Raw genomic sequence first — 15,572 nt, forward strand, 5'->3', positions numbered from 1 at the left:
CGAAAACTTTTTTCAAATCAACACTCGACTGCGTTGACCCCTACCTCGATAGCATTGATAGCCAGACCACCGCGGGAAGTTTCCTTGTATTTGTCCTGCATATCGCGACCGGTATCGCGCATGGTGCGGATCACCTTATCCAGAGATACGAAGTGCTCACCGTCACCACGCAGCGCCATCTGAGCCGCGTTGATCGCTTTCATTGCCGCGATCGCATTACGCTCGATGCAAGGCACCTGAACCAAACCGGCAACCGGGTCACAGGTCAGACCCAGATTGTGCTCCAGAGCAATCTCTGCGGCGTTTTCAACCTGGGCGGGAGTACCGCCAAGCACTTCGGTCAAACCCGCTGCCGCCATGGCGCAGGCGGAACCCACCTCACCCTGGCAGCCCACTTCGGCACCAGAGATAGATGCGTTCTTCTTGCACAGCGCGCCAATTGCCGCCGCTGCCAGACAGAAGTTCACCACATCCTCATCGGAAGACTGCTCTTTGAAGTGCATGTAGTACATCAGCACCGCCGGAACGATACCCGCTGCACCATTTGTGGGCGCGGTTACCATACGACCACCGGCCGCATTCTCTTCATTCACCGCCAGCGCATAGAGGTTGACCCAGTCCATGGCGCTCAGTGTAGAGCTGATGACGTTACCGGCGGTCGCCTCTTTCAATGAGCGGTACAGAGACGGTGCACGACGACGCACCTTGAGACCGCCCGGCAGAATGCCCTCGTTTTCCAGGCCGTTGGAGATACATTCCTGCATCACCTTCCAAATGCTGTCGATACCGGCACGGATCGCCGGCTCATCACGCCACACCTTTTCGTTCTCCAGCATCAGCTCACTGATACGCAGATCATTGCTACGGCAGAGGTTGAGCAGCTCTTCAGCGCTATTAAAGTCGTAAGGCACAGCCACCTGGGGTACCAGGTGTGCCGATGCGGTCGCTTCGTTTTCATCCAGAACGAAACCGCCACCGATGGAGTAGTAGGTGTTTTCAAACAACACACCCTCAGTACCGTAGGCCGTCAGACGCATGGCGTTGGGGTGGTACGGCAGCACCTCATCGATGAACAGCATGTCGCGGTTCCATTCGAACTCGATGCCTGCGCCGCCGGCCAGGGTCATAAAGCCGGTTTCCCAGACAGCCTTTACCGCCGGTTCAATCACGCGAGGATCGATGGTATCGGGCGAGTATCCCATCAGCCCCACCAGCGTGGCCTTATCGGTACCGTGGCCCACACCTGTCGCGCTGAGTGAACCGAACAGCTCGACCTGAACGCGCTTAACGTCATCACGCACGCCCGCTTCTTCAAGCTGTTCGACAAAGGTAAGCGCCGCACGCATAGGACCTACGGTGTGGGAACTGGAGGGGCCGACCCCGATCTTGAAAAGATCAAATACACTGATACTCATGACTCACTCCGAGGCGCCAGGCCTGCTGCTGGGTATTGCTGGATTGTTATGGCTGAATAATTATTCGAAGCGCCATTATCTGAGCGACCTGAAACCGCGGCATGTCACATAACGACGCCTTCAGGTGTCGTATCGACCGGCATGTCTCTATCAGACATATGGGTGTCTCAATTGAACATGTTGTGCTATACCCCGGGGCGTAGGGTGCAACTATTCCAATCCTGTGGAACGGAATTACCCTACAACTACACAACAACAATAATGCAAATGGAGACCTCTACATGAGTAATGCAAGCAACCGGGGCGTCGTGTACAAGGAACCAGGCAAGGTCGCCGTCGAGTCCATCGCCTTTCCTGAGCTGTCCCTCGGCAAACGCAAGTGCGACCACGGTGTCATCCTGAAAGTCGTTACCACCAATATCTGCGGCTCTGACCAGCACATGGTTCGCGGTCGTACTACTGCCCCCTCTGGCCTGGTTCTTGGCCACGAAATCACCGGTCAGATCATCGAATGCGGTCGCGACGTGGAGTTCCTCAGCGTCGGCGACATCGTATCTGTACCGTTCAACATCGCTTGCGGCCGCTGCCGCAACTGTAAAGAAGGCAACACCGGCATCTGCCTGAACGTAAACCCGGCGCGCCCGGGTGCCGCATACGGCTACGTTGATATGGGCGGCTGGGTCGGCGGCCAGGCGGAATACGTCATGGTGCCTTACGCTGACTTCAACCTGCTGAAATTCCCGGACAAGGATCAGGCACTGGAGAAGATCAAGGATCTGACCATGCTGTCCGATATCCTGCCGACCGGCTTCCACGGCTGTGTCACCGCGGGCGTAGGCCCGGGCTCCACCGTTTACATCGCCGGCGCCGGCCCCGTAGGCCTGGCGGCTGCAGCTTCTGCCCATCTGCTGGGTGCTGCCTGTGTCATTGTAGGTGACATGAACGTGGATCGCCTGAAGCAGGCTGAAAGCTTCGGCTGCGAAACCATCGACCTGACCGAAGATGGCGATATGGCTGACAAGCTGGAAGCGATCCTCGGCGAGCGTGAAGTTGATGCCTTCGTTGACTGCGTAGGCTTCGAAGCCCATGCCTGTGGTTGCAACCACGGTAAGGAAGCACCGGCCACCGTTCTGAACTCCGCTATGCAGCACACCCGTGCCGGCGGCCAGATCGGTATTCCGGGTCTGTACGTCACCGAAGATCCGGGTGCCGTTGACGAAGCCGCCAAGCACGGCGCGCTGAGCATGCGCTTCGGTCTGGGTTGGGCCAAGTCCCACTCCTTCCACACCGGTCAGTGCCCGGTCATGAAGTACCACCGTCCGCTGATGCAGGCGATCCTGTTCGATAAGATCAAGATCGCAGACGCGGTGAACGTCAAGATGATCAATCTGGATGAGGCACCTAACGGCTACGCCGACTTCGACGGCGGCGCCGCGAAGAAATTCGTTATCGACCCGCACGGAACTGCGGCCTGATAACAGACAACAGCGCCGCCGCCCGGCGGTGCTGTTCGCTTTTCCACCGAAACGCGCTAACCTCCTCTTTCCCCCGCTTAAATGACAAGATTTTTACCGGTTGCAACTCTCGGTTGCAGGCAGATTTTCCGGTTGCAGGGTGGACACCGCCCGTCCTCAGGCCCCAAACCGGGCCACCCAGTGATATGATCGCTCACTCAGCACTACCAGTAGCAGGCCCTGACGATGGATGTCATTGAATTTCTCAAAGAAAAAGAAAGGTCGTTAAAGACACGGATCACCGCACTGGATCTGAAATCTTCCAGCGGACATTTGCGACAACTCACTTACTTCATCAGCCACTCGCTCAACAACACCCTGAACAACTCCTGGGTTTCACGAATCAAGCTGTTCTCCGAGCAGGAGGAAGAACAGGCGTTCCAGGGGCTGATGAACCCCAAGGTGATAAGCTTCTACCGCAACTGGCAAGACAAGCTCGATAAAGAGGTGTTTCTCGGTGACTGGATGACCGTGGATCAGACACGCATAAACAGCTTTGCCGACGTAACCGGCGACCAGCAGTGGATCCACACCGAGCCGGAGCGTGCCCGCGAAGAATCCCCCTTCGGCGACACCATTGCCCACGGTTTCCTGGTGCTGTCGCTGCTGCCCTACCTGACGGACACGGTAGATCCGGACAAGCCGCCTTATCCGGAAGCACGCATGGTGGTTAACCTGGGACTGGACCAGGTGCGTTTTCCGCACCCGGTAAAATGCGGCAGCCGTATCCGCGCCCGTACCACGCTCAAATCGATGAAACCGGGCAAGCGCAGCCTGGATATGGTCAACCGCATTCAGGTAGAGGTAGAGGGCTCCAAACGCATCGTCTGCGTTGCCGATGCTGTGCTGCGGCTCTACTTCTGAGCCGCCCTTCTATTACCGAGCCTATTACCGAGCAGCCCCTCTACTTCTAATGCCGATCAAAACCTAGGCATAACGGCGGATCGATAACCCCTCGGGATCGATATCGGTCTGCCGCTGACTGATCACATCGGCCACAAACTTGGCCGAGCCCAGCGACATGGTCCACCCCAGCGTACCGTGACCGGTATTCAGAAACAGGTTGGAGAGCGCTGTTTCCCCCAGAATCGGCGTACCATCCGGCGTCATGGGGCGAAGACCGGTCCAGAACTCAGCGTGCTCCAGATCCCCCGCCCCCGGGAACAGGTCACTGACCACAAACTCGATATTGCGACGCCGTTTCTCGGTCAGCTCCTTGTTGTAGGAGGCGATCTCGGCAGTTCCGCCCACCCGGATACGATCGCCAAGACGGGTCACCGCCACCTTGTAGGTCTCATCCATTACCGTGGATACCGGCGCATGCTCCGCATCGGTGATCGGCAGTGTCAGCGAATATCCCTTGATCGGATAAACCGGCGCCTGGATACCGATACCGGCCAGCATCTGCCGTGAATAGCTGCCCAACGCCAACAGATAGTGATCCGCCGTCATCTTGCCGCGCGAGGTAGACACGCTGGTGATACGCCCCGCCTCGGTATTGAGCCCAAGGATATCGGTCTTCATCACAAACTTAACGCCGAGCTTTTTGCACTCATTGGCCAGGCGATTGGTGAACAGGAAGCAGTCGCCGGTTTCATCGCCGGGCAGACGCAGGCCACCCACCAGCTTGTCTTTCACATAGCCCAGTGCCGGTTCGTACTCGACAATCTGCTCGACATTCAGCGCCTCGAACGGCACGCCGCACTCTTCCAGCACTGCCATATCCTGCTGTACCGCTTCAATCTGCTTGTCGCTGCGGAACAGCTGGGTCAGTCCTCGGGCACGGTTGTCATACTCGATACCGATCTCGCTACGCAGCGCCTTGAGGCAATCACGGCTGTACTCGGCCACGCGCAGCATCCGCGCCTTGTTGACGCGGTAGGCAGCCTCATTGCAATTGGAGAGCATTTTCCCCATCCAGCCGAGGGTTTGCAGGTCCAGCTCCTTACCGCTGATCATCAACGGCGCCAGATCCTGCATCATCCATTTAACCGCTTTCAACGGCACGCCCGGTGCAGCCCAGGGAGTGGAATACCCCGGCGATATCTGTCCGGCATTGGCGTAGCTGGTCTCCAACGCCACATCAACCTGACGGTCAATCACGGTGACCTCGTGACCCGCCTTAGCCAGATACCATGCGCTGGTTACGCCAACAACGCCCGCTCCCATTACCAGAACCGCCATGACCCACCTCAAAAACAGATTAGTTATTTTGTAAAAACATAATCACCTGCTTAAATTTATTTTTACAGGTTTTTTATTTTGTATTTTTAAATATATACAGGATTATTCGTTACATAAATATATTTTAACAGTGATAAAAAATTCAAAATTTGACGTAAGATCTGTTCTCTTCGCGATAAAAAATGCAAAAGATTGCTGCGCTATCGCGTATAAACGCGCGCTGATGGCAAGCGCTCATCAGCATCCAACAGACCCGATAGATCTGAAAAGGACAAACCTATGGCTATAGAACGCATCCACTCCACCGACCGTATGAGCCGCATCGTCCAACACAACGGCACTGTCTATCTCTGCGGCCAGACGGCTGGCCAGGCGGAGTGGGATATCGCCGAGCAGACCCGCCAGTGCCTGGGCAAAATCGAAGCACTGCTGGAAGAAGCGGGCAGCAATAGTGCTTCCATACTGTCTGTCACCATCTATATCCGCGATATGAAAGACTTCGCCGCCATGAACGCGGTCTGGGATGCCTGGGTTGCGGATCTGCCCAAACCCGCCCGCGCCTGTGTTGAAGCGCGCATGGCGCGTCCTGAAATTCTGGTGGAAATGACAGTGACGGCCGCCGTCGCTGACTGAGCCCATCAGAGGCGGGCTCCATCGCGGAGCCCCCGCTCTGTTCAAACGCTGAACAACTCCACAACACCCATCCTCTCTGGCCTGAAAGCTTTTGTATAAACGCCTTTCGCTCTAGAATGTTGCACTTTAAAGGCGCCAACGGAGCATGGAGTGAACGCACAAGTACAGCAGGGACTGTCTGCAAAGACGCTGTTTGAGGTTGTCGAAGCGGGACGCTTCGGGGTTGAGTACCAACCGATCATTTCACTGGATAGTGGCGAGAATTTCGGCTTCGAGGCGTTATCACGCTTCTACGATGCCAAAGGCGAGAGCGTACGCCCTGATCTTGTCTACGCGGCCCTCCACGAAAGTCCGATGACCCTGTTCCAGGTTGAGTTCGCGCAGAAACAACTACAGCTCGAACATGCGGACCGCAACGTACTGCTGTTCGTCAACCTGGACCAGGATGCGTTTTACGCCTGTCAGCGCGATACGCTGAACAACCCCTTTATCGATGCCATTCGCCAATACGGCCACGACCGTGTTGTTGTCGAGCTGATCGAGAATTCTGAAATCAATGACGCGCTGCAAAGCCTTTCGATGATCGCAGCCTTTGCCGCCATGGATGTACCGACGGCGCTGGATGACCTGTGCAATCCGCAGTCGCTGATGTCTGTGCCGGTGATGCAGCTGGTGGAATGGATCAAGCTCGACAAGTATGTGCTCAAGGTGCGCCACGACGAGCGCATGATGCTGTTCGTGCGCAAGCTGATCGAGTTCGCCCATCAAACCGGCAAAAAGGTGATTCTTGAGGGTGTCGAAACCCGAGAGGATCTTGCCTTCGCCCGGATACTCGATGTCGATTTTGTGCAGGGCTTCCTGTTCCGCGAGCGCTTCGTTCAGGTAATGCCCTGATCCCCTTACGGCTTTAAAGAAACAATTCCCGCCCACCGCAGTCTATAGCAGACCGACGCCCGGAGCCCCTGCCCGGGCGCCACCGACGAACCCGATACCGGGAGACTCAAGATGATGGTTCTGCACAACTTCAAACACTGGACCGCCCTGCTCACCCTGGCCACCGGCCTTCTGTACGCGCAACTGGGCTTCAGCCATCACGGCTGGGGCTGGGCCAGCAGCGAAGAGTTTGAAATTACCGGCGTGGTCACCGAGCTGCGCCTGGGTAATCCCCACGGCGAACTGACCTTGGACGTGAACGGCGAAGCCTGGGTGATCGAGGTGGGACAGCCCTGGCGCAATGAGCGCGTGGGCTTAACAGCCGACATGCTAGCCGCAGGCACCGAAATCACCGTTCACGGCCACCGCTCGAACCAGGAAGGTGAACGACTGGTCAAAGCGGAACGGGTTGTTATTTCAGGCAAAGATTACAACCTCTACCCCAACCGGCCGAGCTGATAGCACACCATGGAGATACTGACACTGCTCGAATCGTCCGGCCTGGCAGAACAGCTGCGACTGTCGACCTGGACCTACCCCCTGATCAACGCCGGCCATATCCTTGGCGTTTCACTATTGGTCGGCGCCATCATCCCGCTGGACCTGCGTTTGATCGGACTCTGGCGCAATATCCCCCTGCTGCAGCTCTGGCAGATCCTGATTCCCATGGCGGCGTCCGGCCTGGGCCTCGCGGCACTTAGCGGATTCGCCCTGTTTACTGCCCGCGCCAGCGAGTACGCCGCCTCGCCGCTGTTCTGGATCAAGATGATCCTGCTGCTCAGCGCCCTGCTCAATATCCTTGTGATCCGCACCGCCCTGCCACGGCGCGGCTCCAGCTTCTGGCTATCCCACGAGATACCGCCGGCAACGGCCCGCATCTGCGCCACGCTGTCGATACTGCTTTGGCTCGGCACGCTGTTAGCCGGACGTCTGATCGGCTATTTTTGATCGGGTATCTATTCAACGAATAGCCAGGATTGACTGTTGCCCTGCCATCCGCCGACTCTGAAGCCGCTATGGGTTAGTATCAGGCCATGACCCGAAACCCGAAGGCGAACAAACCCGACACCCGCACTGCGATGCAGGCGTTAATCGCACAGGCGCGCCAAAGTCTGCCGTTTACGCTGCCCGAAGCCCAACTATGTGACGGCATCTGTAACGGCTGCTCGAAAAAGCTGCTGGATTTTGTCGATGGAGAACTGGAAGAGTGGCAAGCCCGTATCGACACTGGCGAAATCCCTCGCCTGGGCGATCTGGAAAAACTGGGCCGTACACTGCGCAAGGTTTATCGCGTGCTACAACGCAACGCATTGGCCCCCTGAGGCCCTCGGGCCATCAGCTGTAGAAAACAAGGAGAACCAGGGTGAAGATCGCCATATTGGATGATTATCAAGGTGCAGTGCGCCAGCTTGACTGCTTCAACCTGCTGACCGACCAGGACGTCAGCGTACTTAACGAGACCTATACGGACCCGGCCGAACTGGCGTCCAGGCTAAAGGGCGTCGAGGCGCTGGTACTGATCCGCGAGCGCACACAGATCAGCGATGAGCTGCTCAAACGTCTACCCGACCTGAAAGTGATCAGCCAGACCGGCAAGATCAGTAACCATATCGACCCGGCCCTCTGCGAAAAATACGGTATCGAAATACTCGAGGGCCGCGGTTCACCGGTAGCGCCTTCCGAACTCTGCTGGTCTCTGATCCTTGCCGCATCACGACATTTGCCCGCTTACGTCGCCAACCTCGATGCAGACAACTGGCAGCAGAGTGGCCCACTGGGGCTGGGACGCACCCTCGAAGGTCTTCAGCTCGGTATCTGGGGCTACGGCAAGATCGGCCAGCGCATCGCCCGCTACGCTGATGCCTTCGGCATGAAGATCTGCGTCTGGGGTAGCGAAACCTCCCGCCAGAAAGCTGAAGAGGATGGCTATACGGCGGCCGACAGCAAAGCGGAATTTTTCCGCAGCAGCGATGTGCTCAGCCTGCACCTGCGCCTGAACGACGCCACCCGCGGCATCGTCACCCCGGCAGACCTGGCGCAGATGAAAGCGGATTCCCTGTTTGTGAACATCAGTCGGGCCGAGCTTGTAGAACCCGGTGCCCTGCTGGCCGAACTGCAGCAACATCCGTCCAAACGGGCCGCACTGGATGTGTTCGACAGCGAGCCCGCGACGCCGTCAACCGACCCTCTGCTCGCCCTGCCAAACGCTCTCTGTACACCGCATATCGGTTATGTGGAGAAAAACAGCTATGAGCTCTACTTCCGTCTCGCCTTTGAAAACCTGCTCGGCTGGATAGAGCAGCGCCACTACAACGGAAATACCTGATCATGATCCGCGAAGTTACCCTCAACGACCTGGACCGCTGTTACGAGATTGAAACCTCCGCCTACGCCGGGGATGAAGCCGCCAGCCGCGAGAAGATCGAAAAGCGTATCCGCACCTACCCCGAAGGCTTCATCGTGCTGGAGCTCGACGGCGCGGTGGTCGGCTTCGTCAACGGCGGCGCCACCGACCAGGTGCAGATGTCCGATGAAGCGTTCAAAGAGCTCATCGGACATGATCCTGCCGGCAAGCAGATCGTCATCATGTCGGTCGTTGTGCACCCCGAGTACCAACGGCGTGGATACGCCAGCAAGCTGCTAAACGCCTTTATCGAGAAAATGGCCGGGATGGAGAAACAGGCGATTCACCTGATGTGCCAGACCGAGCTGATCGACTTTTACGCCGGCCACGGCTTTGCCTACTCAGGCCCCTCTGCATCAGACCATGGCGGTCTGAGCTGGCATGAAATGACGCTGGATCTGAGCGCCCAGAATTAAACCGGGGCGCCTGTCTAAGTATGAGGCCTTATCCAAACCCAATAGCTGACCAGGGATTTGAATTGGTTGGGCCGGGCCTGCGGCGGTAGGCTAACCGGGTCCAAGTATCAGGAAAACCGCATGTCCGTATTCAGTGAGCGCAAGATCGATTGCCACAACCATATCTTCGACCCCGAAGCCTTTCCCTACCAGCCAGGCGGCTCCTACCAGCCGGATGGTCACGAGAAGGCAAGCTTCGACCTGTTCACCCGGATGATGGACGCCTATGGCATCTCCAACGCTCTGATCGTGGGCCCCAATTCGGGCTACGGCGAAGACGACAACCGCGCCCTGCTCGATGCGATAAAGCGTTCCAGTGGACGCTGCAAGGGGATGGCCGTTGTCTCCCAGGGCTGCTCGCTTGATCAGCTGCAGGCACTTAAGGAACAGGGTGTGGTCGGCATCACCTTCAATGTCGCCTTCTACGGTGTTGATCATTTTGCCCGCTCAGCCGCACTGCTCGAGCGTATTGCGCAACTGGATATGATCGCCCAACTGCAGGTTGAGGGTGAGCAACTGATCCCGCTGGCACCGATGTTCATCGATAGCGGCGCCCGCCTGCTGATCGATCACTGCGGCCGACCGGACCTTTCCGCCGGAATCGATAGCCCTGGGTTCCGCTCGGTGCTATCCCTGGCCGACACCGGGCGCGCCTGGATCAAGGTTTCCGGATTCGATAAGTTCTCTGATACGGCGCTACCCTGGACCGATACCCACGAAGCTGTGACGGCGATTCTGCAGACCTACGGTGAAGATCGCCTTATCTGGGGCTCTGACTGGCCCTTCCTGCGTGCCCGTCACCGCATGGATCTGGGCAGCCTCTTGGCACTGGCCGAAGCCCAGCTCCCAAGCCCCACACAGAGAGAGAAATTTTTCTGGCGCAATGCGGCAGAACTGATCGGGTTTGACTGACAGCGAGCGGCAAACCGCAGGCTTGATCTAAAAACCGAATTAAATAAAACAGCAAACAAACCAAGGCAGTAACGAGTAAGGCATTAACTATGAACGCAAAATGGATCGATATCCCAAACGTCGATAAGCAGGGCTTTTCCGGCTACCTGGCACTGCCACCCACAGGCACAGGCCCCGGCATTGTACTGGTGCAGGAGATCTGGGGCGTCAACAGCCATATCCGCGCCGTGGCCGACCAGTACGCCAAGGATGGCTTTGTGGTGCTCGCACCCGATGTTTTCTGGCGCCAGGAAGCGAAGGTCGACCTGGACTATGACGAAGCCGGCACCGCCAAGGCGTTCGAGCTGCGCCAGAGCGTAGACGACGCCCGCGCCGGAGCCGATGTGGCTGCCGCCGCCGAATTCCTTAAAACCCTGCCGGAAGTCAAAGGCGGCGTTGCCGCTATAGGTTTCTGCCTGGGCGGCCAGCTGGCCTATCGCGCCGCTGCTGCCGGTAGCGTAGACGCCGCTATCGCCTACTACGGCGGCGGTATCCACGGCGCACTGGATCTGGCAGAGAAGATCACTCAGCCGATCCTGTTCCATCACGCCGAAAACGACAAAATGATCTCCGCCGACGCGGTTGCCGATATCAAAGCCGCTTTCGCAGGCTCCGATAACGCCCGCTTCTTCGACTACCCGGGTGTGGATCACGGCTTCAACTGCTGGGGCCGTCCGATGTACGACCAGAAATCGGCTGTACTGGCCCACGGCCGTACGCTGGAGTTCCTGGCAGAGCAGCTGTAAAAACAACACGCCCCGGGAAAGAGCTTCCTCTTCCTTCCCGGGGCGGTTGTGTTAACACACCACATAGCAGTCATCGCAACGCTATATCGCCCTCATCAGTTTGAGGTACTTGCGGCCTGCAGATTCTCCATCCTGGCCATCTACTTAGCGCATTTCCGACCTTAGGTCTGTATCGCCTCATCCAGTCAGCGGACATTGGCAGTGATCTTCCTCGACAGCCGCTATCGGCACGAAGCAACCCCTAGCGACCTGGCAGAAATGTTACTCTGACCCCAGTTTCACAATTTCACTTTGCTGTAGGCATCAATGATATGCTGGACATCAGTTTTTTGTCCTTGCTGTATTCTTTGATAGTGATTCAAAGTTTTATTTAAGTACTCTTGAGCCGATTCAGAATACCAAATTTTATTTCCAACTGTGGTGATGCTTTTATAATTTATGTTATCAGATGAAACCAAAATAACCTCATAGAACCGCTGATTCTCTTTTATTAATGCTTCATCTTTTAAGCCCAAATTAAGCGCTATTAGTTTTTTTCGCAAAGAAAAGTGGTGATGAACCGGACATAGTAAAAAATCGATGTTTAATTTTGGGTTTCTTTCGCAGATCGACTCAACAAATTTAGCGGTTAAATCTCCACCAACTCCTGCAATTATAACTAAATGATTGTCATCATAACGTTGCAGCGGGAGCAGGGATACATCTAAGCAGTGAGTTTCCCATGCTGAACCAGAAAAGAATCGTTTCAACTTGGTTTCTAGTTCATCGATTAAACCCGGCACAATATCAACAAAATGAACAGTAGCTTTAGTTTTCTTGGATAATAAGGAAGCCCCTAGAAAACCATGATCGCAGCAACAGTCCCAAATGTGTGCATAGTGGGCCTCGACCATTTGCTCGACCAATTTTAAACGGTTGCTAAGTTTCAAGCGTTACCTACTTTGTATTTCAGAAAACGTATGGCAGTGTCTTTTTCGTTTATCCAGGCAAACGAAACTAACAAGATGTTCAAGAGTGATTCGTGTTAGCAAGGGTACCATCCGCTGTTTCCTGCACTCCCACCCTTTTTATCCTCTATCCATGGAGGGCTCCGCTCGGGGAAGCCCTCCCGGCCGTTGCACCTAACCTGTCACGCGTCACCCTTTTCCAACACGTCGTTGACCCAGCTAAGGGCCGCCATCACCGCTGGGAAACCGATGGTGCTGACAAGCAGCAGCACGGCATGGCGAATCTCGTCGGGGCTGGCACCGGCATCGAGGGCGCGGCGGGCGTGGCTGTGCACAGCACCCTCGGAGCGGATACTGACGGCGGCGGCGAGCTGGATCAGCTGAGCACTTTTCTCGTCCAGCGGACCTTCGTCCCGCGCCGCCTTACCGAGTTCGTCAACGGCGCCGGCGAGACGCTTGTAGCGGCTGCGAAACTGCACGTAGTTCTTTGGAAGCTGTTTGTCTGCCATGGCGGGACCTCCTGGGCTGATGCCCGTGAAAAAAGGGACGAAAAAATTGGCACAGCCCCTTTTCCTCTGGTTGTACACCCTGTCTGTTAGAGGACGCAAATTATGCTTGGCTTGATATGACTAACCGCCGCTGGGCGAAAGACTACTTGGTAAGGGTTGTTTCCTAACCGGAAAGGAAGGCGGCCCCGGCACAGTAGACGTCTCGAACCGGCACACTGCGGAATTCGAACGCCGCCAACACAGGCGGTCGAAACCTAGTGTAGGCCCTCCAGTGCAGTGTGCTATTTGCATTGCACGACTGTGATAGATTTTGTTAACTATTTATTGGTTTAGAAGAAATATTCCCGCCGCTATGAATATACCCCCTGTGATCATCGGAGCAAAATTCCATATTCTAGCCCCAGGAAACAATACGCTATCGCTATGATCCTTTGGGTTGTAGTAAACCACAACATTCTCCGTTGCGAGATATTCTTTTAATATTTTATTCAGGGAAGAGATAGGCTTGTTAACCATGTCGGAGAAAGTAGCTCTTTTCGAGATATACTTTACTCCATCAACTTCATATTCATACTCAACATCAATATGAACACTTTGCCAATCAACTACCTTTGCCTGAATATCCCTTGAGATATGCAAACGAGTACCCTTATTTAGTAGAAATCCGGGTGTTTTCTTCCAACTATTGCTTTTTACGGCCCTTATAGAAATATAAGAAAGAGAAGCAATAACCGCTACTCCAATAGCAATTAAAATATGTGGTAGATAATCTTCCATCAATATTTCCTTGATAGTTCCTTGATAGTTAATGCGGAGCACAGGGGCGCCACGTAAGTGGCGTCCAGTGGAGGCCGTAATGAATTTTATTGCCTTGTTAACTCATTTCCGGGCAGCGAATTTCAGATCCACTGCATCGGAAAAAGTTGATCGATAACTTCCAGCCATCTCTGTGTCCAATCCAACAAGAATGGTTGCGCTGCTGTCCCAGCATGCAATTTCAAAGATAGCTCCCTCTAATTGAGGCCCCGGCTCCGAGCCATCCCAGTAGCGCGGGTTGCCATCAACAAATGGTTCATCTCTCACGTCCACCCGCATTCCTTTAGGAAAGGCGCTGAATACGGCCCAGATGAACTGAATATCGTCGCTTGCGATCTGGGACTCGAGTTCACCACCGTAATACCAGCCCTCGGCAAACTGAAAGCCATTCGTTTCGATATCGCTCACATACCAATCGTAATCAGAGCAGCTAATACCCAACGCCGCTATGACCTCACGCATATTTGTGAAAAAACGTACTTGGTCGCTCCGTTCCAAGATCAGATTCATACTGGCTCTACGAGTTAACTCCCCAATAACGGGCCGACGAAAAGCGTAGCTTTTTGGCAGTCCGAGCCAGCTTGCTGGCGGCCGTTGGTTAGCTTGTTAGTAGTTTTTTAATACACTATTTACCAATCGGAATATAGTAGGTTGTGAAACACCGCCCTAAAAGCTCGGTTTTATGAACCTTGCTCGCCATTTTATTTAACGCTTTATACTCAGGCCTACTATCGAGCAGATGAAATAGGACTTCTTTGTGCCCTATTTCATCTGCCCACCTCATGAGTGATTTAAAAATGGAAATACCGAATCCCCAGAATTTCTGAGAGATAACAATAGCCAATTCAAATCTATTATCATCGGGCTGAATTCCACACCAACCCGCTAAATCCCCATCAATATAAACTGCACGAATACGACAACCTTGTATCGAGTCTACATTGATTTTTTCATCCATCCACGCTTGAACGCTTACGCTATCAAAATATGGATGATCAATTAAATGTGTTCTCAGGGAGTCTTCATTGAGAATTTCCATGAAGTCTTCTGGACTGACTTGCTTAAAACTATGAAATTCAATTTCACTCATACCTTGATACTTATAACGCCTCAAGAAGAGGCGCGCGCTTTTTGCGCGTCCTTCTTGCTTTACTTGTTAGGCTTTTTGAAGAATTTATCTTCGATAACAAGTTCTATATCTTTGACAATTTTCTCGATGTCTTTAATCGCTCTTTTGAGAAACGCCTCTGATAGCTGTATTTCATCACTTGAAACTTTAATGCCTGACGGCAACTTTCCTCGCTGGGACTCCCTAATTATTCCCGATTTGTGAGCAATAACATTTCTCACAAAGTAGTAATCTTTAATTTTACGATTTTGAACTGGTGTTGGAGAATAGTTAACCTTATTTTTATAGTATTTAAGCAACTCATCAATCTTAAAGTGACCGATTGCTTCAACCTGTTTCTCAACCAACATCTCTACAATAGAGTTTCTATTCGAAACCACATCATTTAGTGTAATAACCTCATTACTCTTGAGCATTTCCGGCTTACTGGACAAGATCTCCTCAAACAGCATTTGACTATAAGTTTCGAAGGCGCCCCATACACTGACAAATATATTTGAATATAAAAAGAACCTGAGATCATCATGGCGCTTTCTGTCAGCTTCGATAGCTTTTTTAATAAAATTTGCAAATCTTGCGTCCATTGTGAGCTCAATATTTCCATCCTTTGATTTTTTGGCTTCAACTTGAGGCTCATACGATTTGGGCTTTGGGCCTGGAACTCCTTTAACGTCTTCAAGCTTTCCAAGCAGGTCGGTATAGGTTCCATCAACTTTCTCATTGATTCCAACCACACCAAGATCAAGAAGACTTTTCGTTTTCCAAGTAGACATCGAAAATCTTCTATAGGCTAATGTTACGCCGAGATATGTTGTTTTATTCATCTACTTCCTTGCTTAATGCCTGTTACTAACATGAAAGCCTAACAGCTTAATACTGAGCATGCGTGTTTTTTCGCGGAGGGAAGGAAGGTGAAATTTGGTAAGCTTTTGAAAT

General features: G+C 53.9%; 19 protein-coding genes. 11 read left to right on the plus strand and 8 right to left on the minus strand.

What is annotated here, in order from left to right; genetic code table 11:
• Positions 1-17 precede the first annotated feature (17 nt).
• Positions 18-1,415, minus strand: a complete 1,398-nt coding sequence (locus tag CLV83_RS21410) for an L-serine ammonia-lyase (protein WP_132297715.1) — start codon at positions 1,413-1,415, stop codon at positions 18-20.
• A gap of 281 nt (positions 1,416-1,696) precedes the next feature.
• Here CLV83_RS21410 and fdhA point away from each other — a divergent pair, with 281 nt between their 5' ends.
• Positions 1,697-2,890 carry a formaldehyde dehydrogenase, glutathione-independent gene (gene fdhA, locus CLV83_RS21415; protein ID WP_132297718.1) on the plus strand — a complete coding sequence of 398 codons (1,194 nt, stop codon included), beginning with the start codon at positions 1,697-1,699 and terminating at the stop codon, positions 2,888-2,890.
• A gap of 225 nt (positions 2,891-3,115) precedes the next feature.
• Complete coding sequence (locus tag CLV83_RS21420) at positions 3,116-3,793, plus strand: MaoC family dehydratase (RefSeq protein WP_132297721.1); 678 nt, start codon at positions 3,116-3,118, stop codon at positions 3,791-3,793.
• Between the two features lie 63 nt (positions 3,794-3,856).
• On the opposite strand, the gene CLV83_RS21425 is transcribed toward CLV83_RS21420, so the two are convergent.
• On the minus strand, positions 3,857-5,113 hold the full coding sequence (locus CLV83_RS21425) for a D-amino acid dehydrogenase (RefSeq protein WP_132297724.1): 1,257 nt from the start codon (positions 5,111-5,113) through the stop codon (positions 3,857-3,859).
• A 279-nt stretch (positions 5,114-5,392) separates the two neighbouring features.
• Between CLV83_RS21425 and CLV83_RS21430 the strand changes: the two genes are divergently transcribed.
• The 9 genes from CLV83_RS21430 (at position 5,393) to CLV83_RS21470 (ending at position 11,235) form a co-directional block, all read left to right on the plus strand.
• Positions 5,393-5,746, plus strand: coding sequence for a RidA family protein (locus tag CLV83_RS21430; RefSeq protein WP_132297727.1), 354 nt, complete (start codon positions 5,393-5,395; stop codon positions 5,744-5,746).
• A 150-nt stretch (positions 5,747-5,896) separates the two neighbouring features.
• A complete protein-coding gene (locus CLV83_RS21435) occupies positions 5,897-6,640 on the plus strand; it encodes an EAL domain-containing protein (RefSeq protein ID WP_132297730.1) in 744 nt (247 codons plus the stop codon).
• Positions 6,641-6,751: 111 nt separating this feature from the next.
• The gene (locus CLV83_RS21440) at positions 6,752-7,138 is read left to right on the plus strand and encodes a DUF6152 family protein (protein ID WP_207894984.1); all 387 of its coding nucleotides are present in this window, start codon (positions 6,752-6,754) and stop codon (positions 7,136-7,138) included.
• A 9-nt stretch (positions 7,139-7,147) separates the two neighbouring features.
• Entirely contained in the window at positions 7,148-7,627 is a 480-nt protein-coding gene (locus CLV83_RS21445; RefSeq protein ID WP_132297733.1) for a hypothetical protein, read from the plus strand.
• Between the two features lie 86 nt (positions 7,628-7,713).
• Positions 7,714-8,001: a hypothetical protein gene (locus tag CLV83_RS21450; RefSeq protein ID WP_132297736.1), complete on the plus strand. Its 288-nt coding sequence runs from the start codon at positions 7,714-7,716 to the stop codon at positions 7,999-8,001.
• 41 nt (positions 8,002-8,042) lie between these two features.
• Complete coding sequence (locus tag CLV83_RS21455; RefSeq protein WP_132297740.1) at positions 8,043-9,005, plus strand: D-2-hydroxyacid dehydrogenase family protein; 963 nt, start codon at positions 8,043-8,045, stop codon at positions 9,003-9,005.
• 2 nt (positions 9,006-9,007) lie between these two features.
• Positions 9,008-9,499 (plus strand): GNAT family N-acetyltransferase, encoded by a 492-nt coding sequence (locus CLV83_RS21460; protein ID WP_132297743.1) that lies wholly within the window; start codon positions 9,008-9,010, stop codon positions 9,497-9,499.
• Positions 9,500-9,619: 120 nt separating this feature from the next.
• Complete coding sequence (locus tag CLV83_RS21465) at positions 9,620-10,450, plus strand: amidohydrolase family protein (protein ID WP_132297746.1); 831 nt, start codon at positions 9,620-9,622, stop codon at positions 10,448-10,450.
• Between the two features lie 89 nt (positions 10,451-10,539).
• Complete coding sequence (locus CLV83_RS21470; protein WP_132297749.1) at positions 10,540-11,235, plus strand: dienelactone hydrolase family protein; 696 nt, start codon at positions 10,540-10,542, stop codon at positions 11,233-11,235.
• 278 nt (positions 11,236-11,513) lie between these two features.
• On the opposite strand, the gene CLV83_RS21475 is transcribed toward CLV83_RS21470, so the two are convergent.
• From CLV83_RS21475 to CLV83_RS21500, 6 genes are all read right to left on the minus strand, one after another.
• Entirely contained in the window at positions 11,514-12,164 is a 651-nt protein-coding gene (locus tag CLV83_RS21475) for a tRNA (adenine(22)-N(1))-methyltransferase (RefSeq protein WP_132297752.1), read from the minus strand.
• Positions 12,165-12,364: 200 nt separating this feature from the next.
• Positions 12,365-12,691: a carboxymuconolactone decarboxylase family protein gene (locus CLV83_RS21480; RefSeq protein WP_132297755.1), complete on the minus strand. Its 327-nt coding sequence runs from the start codon at positions 12,689-12,691 to the stop codon at positions 12,365-12,367.
• A 321-nt stretch (positions 12,692-13,012) separates the two neighbouring features.
• Positions 13,013-13,468: a DUF3592 domain-containing protein gene (locus CLV83_RS21485; RefSeq protein WP_132297758.1), complete on the minus strand. Its 456-nt coding sequence runs from the start codon at positions 13,466-13,468 to the stop codon at positions 13,013-13,015.
• Positions 13,469-13,570: 102 nt separating this feature from the next.
• A complete protein-coding gene (locus tag CLV83_RS21490; protein WP_132297761.1) occupies positions 13,571-14,017 on the minus strand; it encodes a hypothetical protein in 447 nt (148 codons plus the stop codon).
• 115 nt (positions 14,018-14,132) lie between these two features.
• Positions 14,133-14,597 (minus strand): N-acetyltransferase, encoded by a 465-nt coding sequence (locus CLV83_RS21495; RefSeq protein WP_132297764.1) that lies wholly within the window; start codon positions 14,595-14,597, stop codon positions 14,133-14,135.
• Between the two features lie 59 nt (positions 14,598-14,656).
• Positions 14,657-15,460, minus strand: a complete 804-nt coding sequence (locus CLV83_RS21500) for a hypothetical protein (protein ID WP_132297768.1) — start codon at positions 15,458-15,460, stop codon at positions 14,657-14,659.
• Between the last annotated feature and the right edge of the window lie 112 nt (positions 15,461-15,572).

The organism is Marinobacterium mangrovicola, from assembly GCF_004339595.1.
Lineage (GTDB): Bacteria > Pseudomonadota > Gammaproteobacteria > Pseudomonadales > Balneatricaceae > Marinobacterium_D > Marinobacterium_D mangrovicola.